Origin of the sequence: Marseilla massiliensis (genome assembly GCF_023336985.1) — a bacterium.
Taxonomy (GTDB): Bacteria; Bacteroidota; Bacteroidia; order Bacteroidales; family Bacteroidaceae; genus Prevotella; species Prevotella intestinigallinarum.
The window spans coordinates 338,233-349,576 of the sequence record NZ_JAMBLP010000002.1 but is presented as its reverse complement, the minus strand read 5'-3'; the positions used below and the strand labels follow the sequence as shown (position 1 = coordinate 349,576).

Here is an 11,344-nt window from a genome sequence, read left to right as displayed (position 1 = left end):
GACGGCACCATGCGGCCCGCCCCGCAGCCACCTGCCGTATTGCATCCCGGCGGAGGCCGTCCGGCACCGCGAAACGGCCCGTACGGCAGCCCAGAACGGCACATGCTACAAAAGGCCCTTGGCCGGGGCCCACAGAGCCGTTGGCAACGCCAGCGAAAAAAAAGCGGGTGCGCCACTTGCGACGCACCCGCCATGGGGAACAGGCTGCCTGACGCCCCGTCAGCGCCTGACAATCCTGACAGACTGCTTCCGTGCGCCGTCGGTGTACACCAGCACATAGGCACCGGCCGGCAACGAGGCAAGGCTCCAGCTGCCGCTCACGGTGTGGCGGCCGGCCACGAGGGCCCCTGCGAGCGTGTATACGCCCACGTTGCCGATTGTGGACGACGTGCGGAGCGTGGTGCCGTCGAACGACAGCGCGGCGTCGCTGCCGGCTGCGTCCACACCGTCGGCCGTGGCGGCCTTGAGCGTGAGCCGGCTCCAGTTGGCGTCGGCGGCAAACAGCGGATAGGCGTCGCCGCTCACCGTCAGCGTGACGGCCTTCAGGTCGGCTATGCCTGAGAACATGCCCACATAGAACACCGGGGCTGCCGTGCCGGCATATCTCGTCCAGTCGATGTCAGACAGCGAGGTGCAGTCGGCAAACGTGCCCGACGAAAACGTCACCTCGGCCGGAAGCACCACCTTATACAGCGACGCGCACCCCGAAAACGCCCCCTGCATGCTGCTCATGCCGGTAAGGGCCGTGGCGGCCGAGAGGTCGGCAAGCCGCAGCGACGCGCATCCCGAGAAGGCGCTCTTGAGGCTTGTAAGCCCAGTGCAGCCGGAAAGGTCGATGGTGGCCAGCTTCTCGCAGTTCATGAACGCGCTGCTGCAGTTGGCGAAGTTGGCCGCCCCGCCGCCTTCGGGCATCACCACGGCCTCGAGCGCCTTGCAGTTTACGAAGGCTCCGTTTTTCGACAGGCTTCCCTGCACATACAGGTCGGTGCCCGGCTCAATAGCGGCTTGGCTCATGTCTATGCGACGCAGCGCCTTGTTGGTGGCCATGAAGCCCGACGTGCCCAGGGCCACGGCCAGTTCGCCGAATGCCGCCGTGTTCCACGTGCCGGTGAGCCTCACCACCTCGGCGTCGCGCAGGTTTGACGGTATGGCGGCGGCGTCGACGGTTATCTCTGTCTGTGAGCCCCCGCCCGGCGTGGCCCCGCCCGGGCACGGTATCTCTATCGGTGACTTGTAGTAGCTGAGCTGCAGCCTGTCGTATTCGGTGCCGTCGCCCAGCTGGCCCCCTCGGTTGTTGCCCCAGCCATACATCTTGCCGTCGGCAGTGACCACCATCGAGTAGTTCTGCCCCGACGAGAGCACCGAGCAGACTATGCCCCCGGGCAGCAGCGGCTTCACCGGCACGAGCGAGAACGGCATGTCGGACGACGAGCCGCTGAGCAGCTTGCCCTTGCCGTCGCCCAGCCCTCCGTTGGCATTGCTGCCCAAGGCATACACCCGCGTTACTGCCCCGCCCTCGCCAATGGCGAATGTTGTTGTCTGCTCGCACCCCGACACCTGGGCCACCGGCCCGTCAAGCGTAGTGACGTGGGTGAGCACGCTGTATGCCGGCTCATACTCGCCGCCGGCGAGGGCCATGCCGAGCAGGTTTGAGTGGTTGTCGCCCGTGGCCCATAGCGAGCCGTCGGCCTTGACGGCATAGGTGCGGTTGTCGATGGCCTTGACGTATGCCCAGTCGTTGTCGGCGCCTATGCGCACGGGCTTCGGCCTGCTTTCCGTGTCGCCCGTGCCCAGCTGCCCGTTGTAGTTCTGCCCCCAGCCCCATAGCGAGCCGTCGGCCTTGATGGCCATGGTGTGCGACACGCCCATGGTCACCATCTTCCAGTCGTTGTCGGTGCCTATGCGCTCGGGCGTCACCCTCGCCCCGGCCCCGTCGAGCCCCAGCTGGCTGCTCGAGTTTGAGCCCCATCCCCATATAGAGCCGTCGGTCTTGAGCCCTATGGCACTGTAGCCCCAGAAGCGGCTCGCCGCCACGTCGGCCCAGTCGCTGTCGGTGCCCACGCGCACGGGCTGCCGGTGGTCAACGCCGTCGCCCGTGCCCTGCACGCCGTTCTCCTGCGTGCCTACGGCCCATAGCGAGCCGTCGGCCTTGATGAAGAAAGCGTATGCCTTTCCGCCCACGGCCTTCTTCCAGTCGGCATCCTGCCCCACCATCTGCCACTCGGCGGTGCGCTCGGCCACCCCGGGCACGCCCAGCTGGCCTTTCTCGTTCCATCCGCAGCTCCACAGCGTGCCGTCGTCGCGGATGGCATAGGTGGTGGCGTCGCCTGCATCTACATACTTCCACACATGGTTCTGTGCGGCCCCCGCAGCCGACAGGGCCAACAGCCCCGCCGACAGCAATGTACGTGTAATCCTTTTCATATTAATGACTGTTTTGGGTTGATTGATATTGCTTGAAAAAACGGTGCCATGCCCACCGTGGGCACCACCGGGCCGAATTGTCCACAATGGCCTCAGAGCACCACCTTGGCCACCGACGAGCCACCGCCGCGGCACACCACACGGAGCAGGTAGAGACCGCGGCGCGGGGCGTTGAGCGTGGCCCTACCGCCAACCATTGGCGCCACGGCCACCACGGCGCCCGAGAGGTCGGCCAGACGGACCTCCACGCCGTCGGCGCGCTCTACGGCCAGCCTAAGCCCGGCGGCCTTGAAGCGTGTGGCCGGCGAGGCGGCGCCAACGGCATCGGCCTTGCTGGCCGAGAAGCCGTCGCCGTTGTCAATCACTGGGCATATCATGAACGACGCGCCAAGTGGCGTGCCGAAATAGTTGACGGGTATGGTGTAGCCGTAGCCCTTGTAGCTCACAAACGAGTTGTGGGCCAGCAGGCCCGACGCCTGCTCCTCGGCCATGGGCTGCCCGTCTACCTCGGTGAGCATGCGTATGTCGGCCTTCGACAGGTCGGAGCCAAACCCTTCGACGGTGACAAAGAACAGGGGCTTGTCCCATATCTGCAAAGGCCTGTCGAAGCGGAACTCGCCCACGGCGGCGCCACGGGCCGAGCACTCGCCGGGCCGGGCCTCGCGTATGTCGGCAACGGGCAGGTAGGCCACCTCGAGGGGCAGGCCGTTGAGCACCATGTTGCCGTCGGAGCCCTCCGACGGGTACCACACCCGCAGCAGGAGTTGCTGCCCGGCCTCATACCTCGCGGGCTTGGCGACGAAGTAGACGTTGACGCCCGTGATGTGGGCCCCAGCCTGCGATGTCATGAACAGGTTGCCGTAGCCGTCCATGCCGGCGCTGTTGGTGCCGCCTATGCTGCCAGCCCCGCCACTGAGGGGATAGCTGCCCAGCCTGTAGGTCTCGCCCCACTTCCTGCAGTTGGCCGTGGTTATCTCTGCCACTCCGCCCACCAGCAGCTCGCCGTCGGCCCGGTACGACAACCGGCCACCGTCGGCGTCGTAGGCCACCAGCTCCGGGAACGGATAGACTCCGGGGGCGGTGTATGTCGCGGCGGCGGCGCGGCCTACGGCTGTTTTCTCGGCCGTGCCCGGAAGGGTCCAACTGAACCCCACCGCAACAGAGGGGCCCGGGCATTCGTACTTCACCTTCTTGCCCTGCGGGGCCCAAAGGAAATGCTTGCCGTTGACAAGGCTGTTGGGAGAAAGGTAGTTGCACACCGGGCTCTCGTCACGCGGATGGGTGCCGAGGCAGCTCAGCCCTTCGGGGTAGTTGTATGAAAACACTACCGAGCCTTGGGCATGGCGGGGCGGGGCCAACTCTGACCGGGCTGACACTTCCGGGGCGGCAGCCTGCGGAAGGGCGCCACCCCGGCGCTGGGCCAACTGACCGAAAACGGAAACCGAAACGGACATGGCCGCAAAAATGAGAATGCTTTGTTTCATCATTGCCTACACTATTTTTTTATGAATTATGATAATGAAGTGAACACTAAACCCGACTGAACGCTCTGCAACGACATGGCTGAATGGGAACAACGGCTTTAGGGCAAACAACTCAGCATACCAAAGCAATGAATGAAGCGCAACCGAACGCCACCCGCCGGACGACAAGCCCAACACATCGTCAAAACATCTCGTCCTGACAAATTTATAGATTAATAAGGCATATTTACCCCCCTCCCTGTTAATATTTGTTAACCAAACAGACAATACAATCAAAGCAAACAAGACGGCTTACATATAGGAGAAGGAAGGGGGGAAGAGTTAAGGGTGAAGGGTGAAGTGGTAAGGGTGAAGGATTAAGGATTAAGTGTTAAGGGTGAAAGCCGTGCGGGCTGATAGTTACGGCCATAAGCCAAAAGCTAATGTCTGCACTCCTGTACTCCCGAATTCCGCATTCCGATGCAAATGTCTGTACTCCTGCATCCCGCATTCCGTACTCCCGATGCAAATGTCTGCACTCCTGCACTCCCGCATCCCGATATAATTCAAAATATTGGATGAACAATTTGTACAACAAGATTATTTTGCGTAATCTTACGGCCGCATCCACAACGCGCAACGGCGGAACGGCCGCAAGCGCCTGCCGACGCCCAAAGGCATGGCAGGCGCGGTATCTACACGGCAAAAGAACTATTCATTACCTCAACCAAACATTAGACAACTATGTCCATACGCAGAATGGAAGGACGCGACATCAACGAAAGGCATCGCACGTCCACCACCCTTGAACTACTCTTCGACCTCATCATCGTGGTGGCCGTGGCACAGGCCGCCGGCGGGCTTCACCACATGCTTGCCGAAGGCATGTATGCCACAGGGGCGGTGTGCTACATGATGGCCTTCTGGTGTGTGTTCATCGGATGGATGAACTTCAGCTGGTTTGCCTCGGCCTACGACACCGACGACGTGCCCTACCGCATCACCACCGCCATACAGATGCTTGGCGCCATGATCCTGGCTGCCGGCATAGGCGACATATTCCTCCATACCCCCGACCTCACCACGGCTTTCATCGGCTTCGTCATAATGAGGCTCGCCATGGTGACGCAATGGCTGCGCGCCGCCCGGCAACACGAGGCCGGCCGGGCCACTTGCCTAAGGTATGCCGTGGGCACAGCCCTGGCACAGGCGCTTTGGTCTGCCACTCTGTTTTCAGGGGGCGCGGCGCAGACGGCGGTGTTCGCCGTGGCCGCCATGGTGGAGCTGGCCGTGCCGTACATCGCCGAGCGCAAGGGTGGCACGCCGTGGCACCCGCACCACATAGCAGAGCGCTACGGCCTGCTGGTAATCATAGTGCTCGGCGAGTGCGTGGCCGGCATCATCAGCATGGCCGCGAAGACCGTACACGAAGACATGAGCCAATGGGCGGAGTCGGCCCTGCCGGTCATCGTGAGCTCGCTCGCCACGGTGTTCGCCATGTGGTGGACTTACTTCAAGCTGCCCACGGGCTCGCTGCTCGCCGGCAGGCGCGGCGTGGCCTTCCCGTTTGCCTACATTCATTATTTCATATTCGCATCCCTGGCCTCGCTCGGCGCGGGGCTGGGACTGCAGGCCGACAGCCTGGCCGAGCCCGAAAACGGGCAACTGGTGCGTACGGCGGTAATAACCACAGCCAACGCCTGCGGTACGTTCCTCGTGCTCGTCAGCATTCTCAACATCGCGCTCTTCCGGCAATGCCGCAACGGGGCGGCGCTGCTGGCAATAGCCATACTGACGCCTGCCGTGCCCATGGCGATGCTGCTCGGCGGCATATCGCTGAAATGGGTGGTCATGGCCGCCGCGCTGGCCCCAGCCCTTTATGTGCGCACGCTGGACGCGGGCAAATGCTGACTTGCCGCAGACTTTGCAAAAGGCGTAGCAGACTACGCCGAGACAAAGCGGACGCAAGAGGATGAAGGCACATGGCAGGCAATGAAACACGACAATGCCAAACAATGCCTCATTATTTTTAAGCCATGCGTTGGGATTGTCACAAATAATCAGTAATTTTGCCACTTGCACAATGCAATGGCAAGCACAGCGGGCAAAGCATTGGCCGCAGCCCGTACAAAAGGAAAATGAAGCGGAAGCACATCCCCCGCCCTGACTTTACGCCACGCGGCGAAGCCCAGGCCGCAGGCCAACGCCTTGGGCGGCCGCCCGCAGCGGGCACCAACCCCGACGCCACCAACGGAAGGCATGGCGGAGCCATTGGCTTGCTGCACCAACGGTTTCAATACGTAAAGAAGTATGTTTGCAAGGACATCAATCATATTTTGCATCATCGTCATGCAGGCATGCCTGTCGGTTGCGCGCGACCGGATGCACGCCAGGCGCATCACCAGCGCCGACGGCTTGACCCACAGCCACGTGAACAGCATCTGCGAGACGCCCGACGGGCAGGTGTGGATAGGCACCTGGAACGGGCTGATGCGCTGTGGCAACGGCAAGACGGAGGGCATACGCTCAGACCGCAACGGACTGCGCATAGGCAGGGTAAAAGACCTCAGGCCCACCCCCGACGGCAACGTGACCTACGTCAACGAGGACGGCAAGCGAATGACGCTCGACACCAAGAGCCTCACGGTGTCTGAATGCCGCTCTGCGCCCGACAGGCCTGCCGCCAGGGCAGAGACCTGCCGCTATACTGTCGACGACGACGGGCTTGCCATCGAACGCCGCGGCGCCTGCTACCGCATTCCCTTCGGCAAGACGTCGAACGAGGGCCATCGCCTCAGGGTGCATTACGAAGACTCGCGCGGTGGCGTCTGGCTCAACTTCAACAATGCCGTATACCACCTCACGTTCACGCCATCGCCGTTCTGCTATGCGGGCTTCTGGGACGGCAAGGCCGCCATGCCGTTCCGGGCCACGGTGCGCGCCATTGCCACCGACAGCCGGGGACGGCTGGTGGCGGGCGGCAAGGACAGCATGCTCTACGGGCTCACCGAGGCGCCGCTCAGGCTCAACGACGACGTGTATGGCATAGCGGCCGACCCGCGGGGAGGCCTGTGGGCCGGCCTGCGCGCGTCGGGCCTGTGCCACGTGGCGCCCGACGGCCGCGTAACCTACCACACGGAGACAGGTATGGCCCCGCTGAGCCAGGTCTTCACACTGCTGCGGGTAGGCACCACGCTCTACGTGGGCACACGCGACAACGGGCTCTGGGCCCTGGACATTGCCGACAGGCAGAGGCCCCGGGTGAAGGCCCACGCGGCCGACAGCGCCATGGTGCACTCGCTCAGCCTGCTGCGCAACGGCAACATAGCCGTCTGCACGTCGCGCGGCTTCTGGATATGCACGCCCGGGCTGGGCGTTGTCAGCCGGCCGAGCGAGAGGCACAACGTGATCTGCGCCGCCGAGCTGCCCGACGGCACCATTCTCCTGTCGACAAACGGGCACGGGATGATGCGCCAAAGCCACGGCAAGAGCCTCGGGCTGCCAAAGGCCTTGCGCGCCATCGACAGCTATGCGCTGAACATGGCATGGGGCCCCGACAGCTCACTGTGGATGGTCACCGACGACAAGCTGATGCGCTACTCCTTCGGCGAAGACAGGCTCGATGTGTTTGGCGCGGCCGACTTCGGCGAGAATCTGACCTTCAGCGAGTCGCAATGCTGCATCTTCCAAGACAGCCTGCTGTATGTGGGCGCCATCCCCGGCATGATGGAGGTAGACGTCAAAGCCATCGACCGGTATGTCGAGGCAAGGGATGATGGCGGGGGAACCAAACCATGGCATGGCGCCATAGCCGTGGCAGCGGCCGTGGCCACCGCCCTTGGCGCAGCCCTGGCCTGCAAGAGCCGCAAGAAGGCCAAGGCCGCCCCGCAGCGGTATGGCGTGGCCCCGGGCAAGCCCGAGGTCGTGGGTGCAGACACGGCGTTCGTGGCTCGGTTGAACAGCGTGCTCAACTCTGTCATTGCCGACGCCGATGCCGACATCGACAGCATAGCCTCGAGTATGAACATGACGCGCAACATGCTGTTCCAGCGCTGCAGCGAGACACTGGGCGCCACGCCTGCCGCCCTGCTGCAACGTATGAGGATGGAGCGCGCCTGCCAACTCTTTGACGCCGGCGAGAGAAGGGTCAAGGAGGTTGCGTGGCAAACGGGGTTCAACGACCCCAAATATTTTGCGAAGGTGTTCAAGAAGACTAAGGGCATGACACCTACGCAATATGTGGAAAATCAGCGCGAAAAGGGTGGAAAGTAATCATTTTCCACCTTTTCTGTTGCTATTTTCCACCTCTATGTGCCGGGGTTTGCCTAACATTGCACAAAAACCAAATCAAAATCAACTGCAATGGAAGCAACCTGCATCAGAAAGGTGGCCGTGGTGCTGGCCGTACTTTCTTCTTTCTTCAACATCAATTCCTCGGCACAGGTGCCCGCATTCCCGGGAGCCGACGGCTACGGACGCTACACGCAGGGCGGCCGCGGCGGCACGGTATACTACGTGACCACCCTCGACGACTCCGACGAGCAGGGCACCCTGCGCTATGGCGTGACCAGGCTCAGCAAGGCCGTGATAATGTTCAAGGTGTCGGGCACCATTCACCTCAACTCACCGCTCAACATCTCGGCGAGCAACATAACCATAGCAGGGCAGTCGGCCCCCGGCGACGGCATCTGCATAGCCGACTACCCCGTCAGCGTCTCAGGCAGCCAGGTGATAATACGGTACATGCGCTTCCGCATGGGCGACCGCAAACTCAACGCCGACGAGGCCGACGGCGCCGATGCCCTCGGCGGGCGTTTCATGACCGACGTCATCATAGACCATTGCTCCATAAGCTGGTCAACCGACGAGTGCTGCTCGTTCTACGCCAACACCAACTTCACCATGCAGTGGTGCCTCGTCACCGAGAGCCTGCGCGAGAGCCTGCACTCCAAGGGCACCCACGGCTATGGAGCCATTTGGGGCGGACTGGGCGCGTCGTTCTACCACAACATGCTGGCGCACCACGGCTCGCGCACGCCACGCTTCGGCACTGGCGACCACAACGACCGGCCCGACCTGCACATGGTTGACATGCGCAACTGCGTGAACTACAACTATGCGGGCAACGGGTGCTACGGCGCCGAGGGCATGCACATAAACCTCGTGAACAACTATTACAAGTGGGGGCCGGCCACCGAGACGGCATCGTGCCGCAACAAGCTCATCTCACCGGGATATGCCACCCACAGCAATGGCGTGACGGCCATCTGGGGCAAATACTACCTTGACGGCAACGTGGTGACTGGCAACGGCAACGTGACGGCCGACAACTGGCTTGGCGTTTCCTTCAAAGGCAACAGCAGCATGGAAAACGGCATGGTGACGGCCGCCGACCTGAAGAGCTACACCGCCATGGGGCAGATACCCGAGTTCCACCAGCACACGGCCGACATGGCCTACGACAAGGTGCTGCGGTATGTGGGGTGCAGCAAGAGCCGCGACTCGTACGACGCACGCATCATCGAGGAGGCTGCCACGGGCACGGCCCTCTTCAGGGGCTCGAAGGGAGGGCTGCCCGGACTGATAGACACGGTGGAAGACCTTAGGCCCGACGATGCCGCCGACGACTGGAATCCATGGCCCGAGCTGGAACAGGCCGAGGCGCCGCAAGACACCGATGGCGACGGAATGCCTGACGCGTGGGAGCAGGAGCACGGACTCGACCCCGACAACGCCGACGACGGCAACCGCCGCGGCAACGACGGCTACACCATGCTTGACGTATACCTGGCCAGCCTCGTGGCCGACATCACCGAGGGCCAATACGAGGGCTCCGAGCTTATGGGCGTGCCGGGCGAGCCATACACCACATACGACTACGCCACCACCGACTCCGTGACATGGCCCATGGGCAGCAACAGCGACGCGCAGGCAGCCAGCATATCGGGCAACGGCAACGTGGCAGAGGCTACCTACACCAAGGGCGAAGGCTTGGAATACAGCAGCAAGACAACTACATACAACAACATAACGTTCACCACATTCACACCCGCAGAAGAGAGCAAGACGCCCAGCGACGCGGCGTATGTAGACTATGCGGTGAGGCCACGCTACGGGACAAGCATAGTGCCGTCAAGCATCACGTTCGACGCCATACGCATCGGCACCGGTGGCACGGCCATCGACATTGCGTGGATTGACGGGAACGGCACCGAGACAACGCTTGCCGAAGGCATCAAGCCTGTGCGCAACGACAACTCGGAGGAATACAAGAAGCACACGATAGAACTGTCGGAAGTGAAACGCGAGCACACCGCCGGAGTGTCTACTCTGCGCTTCTACCTGTACAACTACGCCCCGGGCAAGGGCATAGGGCTTGCCAACGTGTCCTTAGGGCTTAATGCCGAGGGCGGCACCAACGCCATAATGCCGCCGGCACTCTCACAGCCAAACAGCGCCACAGAGCCTCAACACTACGACCTGGCGGGCCGGCGAGTGTCGCCCGACGCCAAGGGCATTGTAATTGTAAACGGCAAAAAGGTAATCAGATGAGAAAGACACTGGCTTTGGCAATCGTGCTGCTACAGGCAGCGCTATTGGCCGCAGGCAACGGCGTGACGGGCCTCGGCAAGGCTTTCTACGACTTCGACGAACTGAAGGTGAACGGCACCACTGGCACGCCGCTGGGCGGCTTCGGGGCCGGAGGCATAAAGTACAACGCCAACGACGGCACGTTTGCCGCCATGCTGAAGCCCCCGGCCGACGCCTATGACTTCAAGCCGGTGAAGGGCGCACGCATAGAGATGACGGTAGACGGCCGTACAACGGTGCTCAAGGGGGCCAAGACTGCCGACGGCCGTACCGACGACGACGCGCTGTGGCCTACCCACCGCGTCAACTTCGGATGCATCGACGGCATAGAGGCCACGATGACGGCCTTCTCGCCTTTCGACAACAAAGACTACGACAACATGAGCCTGCCCTATGCCTTCTACGAGATTTCCATGGCCAACAGCGGCGACCGCGATGCAAAGGTGTCGCTGCGGTTTGTGTTCCCGGAATACGTGAAGACATGGGCCGTGGCCTCCGACTGCACCGGCGAGAAGACAATAAGGAAGGGCGGCACGGCTACGGCACGGTTTGTTGTTGCGTGGTATGACCACACCGACCCCGAGCTGGCCCACTACAAGAACCTTTACGCCTCGCCGCAGCCGATAGCCAAGCGCGGGCTGTAGGTTTTCTCGCGACTGAAGCACAACGCCGTCAGGCTGGCCGACGGCATGCGCAGCTCCTCGCTGCCCCACTGGCTGCAAAACCAGGTGGCGAACACGCTGTCGGCAATAGTCATCAACTCGATGTACAAGCGTGACGGGCGCGTGGCCTTTGCCGAAGGGCAGTGGACGTGCTTCGGCACCATGGACCAGATGTGGCTGGCGCGAACTGGAGTATTGGGCGCG

At 62.4% G+C, this 11,344-nt stretch carries 7 protein-coding genes; 4 read left to right on the top strand and 3 right to left on the bottom strand.

Annotated elements, in window-relative coordinates; genetic code table 11:
- Positions 1 to 219: 219 nt before the first annotated feature.
- Positions 220 to 2,424, bottom strand: coding sequence for a leucine-rich repeat protein (locus M3089_RS02695; protein ID WP_249081587.1), 2,205 nt, complete (start codon positions 2,422 to 2,424; stop codon positions 220 to 222).
- A gap of 92 nt (positions 2,425 to 2,516) precedes the next feature.
- On the bottom strand, positions 2,517 to 3,911 hold the full coding sequence (locus M3089_RS02690) for a hypothetical protein (protein WP_249081586.1): 1,395 nt from the start codon (positions 3,909 to 3,911) through the stop codon (positions 2,517 to 2,519).
- A gap of 720 nt (positions 3,912 to 4,631) precedes the next feature.
- Between M3089_RS02690 and M3089_RS02685 the strand changes: the two genes are divergently transcribed.
- The 4 genes from M3089_RS02685 (at position 4,632) to M3089_RS02670 (ending at position 11,122) form a co-directional block, all read left to right on the top strand.
- Positions 4,632 to 5,798, top strand: coding sequence for a low temperature requirement protein A (locus M3089_RS02685; RefSeq protein ID WP_249081584.1), 1,167 nt, complete (start codon positions 4,632 to 4,634; stop codon positions 5,796 to 5,798).
- Positions 5,799 to 6,197: 399 nt separating this feature from the next.
- Complete coding sequence (locus M3089_RS02680) at positions 6,198 to 8,159, top strand: AraC family transcriptional regulator (protein WP_249081582.1); 1,962 nt, start codon at positions 6,198 to 6,200, stop codon at positions 8,157 to 8,159.
- Positions 8,160 to 8,249: 90 nt separating this feature from the next.
- The gene (locus M3089_RS02675; RefSeq protein ID WP_249081581.1) at positions 8,250 to 10,439 is read left to right on the top strand and encodes a hypothetical protein; all 2,190 of its coding nucleotides are present in this window, start codon (positions 8,250 to 8,252) and stop codon (positions 10,437 to 10,439) included.
- Positions 10,436 to 11,122, top strand: coding sequence for a GH116 family glycosyl-hydrolase (locus tag M3089_RS02670; RefSeq protein WP_249081580.1), 687 nt, complete (start codon positions 10,436 to 10,438; stop codon positions 11,120 to 11,122). Before M3089_RS02675 ends, M3089_RS02670 begins: the two co-directional genes overlap by 4 nt.
- Here the strand turns inward: M3089_RS02670 and M3089_RS02665 are convergent.
- Positions 11,083 to 11,304 (bottom strand): hypothetical protein, encoded by a 222-nt coding sequence (locus tag M3089_RS02665; RefSeq protein WP_249081579.1) that lies wholly within the window; start codon positions 11,302 to 11,304, stop codon positions 11,083 to 11,085. The genes M3089_RS02670 and M3089_RS02665 overlap by 40 nt on opposite strands.
- Positions 11,305 to 11,344 lie beyond the last annotated feature (40 nt).

Coding starts and splice junctions, on each gene's coding strand:
- M3089_RS02695 (WP_249081587.1), bottom strand. CDS start 2,424: ATGAAAAGGATTACACGTACATTGCTGTCGGCGGGGCTGTTGGCCCTG.
- M3089_RS02690 (WP_249081586.1), bottom strand. CDS start 3,911: ATGATGAAACAAAGCATTCTCATTTTTGCGGCCATGTCCGTTTCGGTT.
- M3089_RS02685 (WP_249081584.1), top strand. CDS start 4,632: ATGTCCATACGCAGAATGGAAGGACGCGACATCAACGAAAGGCATCGC.
- M3089_RS02680 (WP_249081582.1), top strand. CDS start 6,198: ATGTTTGCAAGGACATCAATCATATTTTGCATCATCGTCATGCAGGCA.
- M3089_RS02675 (WP_249081581.1), top strand. CDS start 8,250: ATGGAAGCAACCTGCATCAGAAAGGTGGCCGTGGTGCTGGCCGTACTT.
- M3089_RS02670 (WP_249081580.1), top strand. CDS start 10,436: ATGAGAAAGACACTGGCTTTGGCAATCGTGCTGCTACAGGCAGCGCTA.
- M3089_RS02665 (WP_249081579.1), bottom strand. CDS start 11,304: ATGGTGCCGAAGCACGTCCACTGCCCTTCGGCAAAGGCCACGCGCCCG.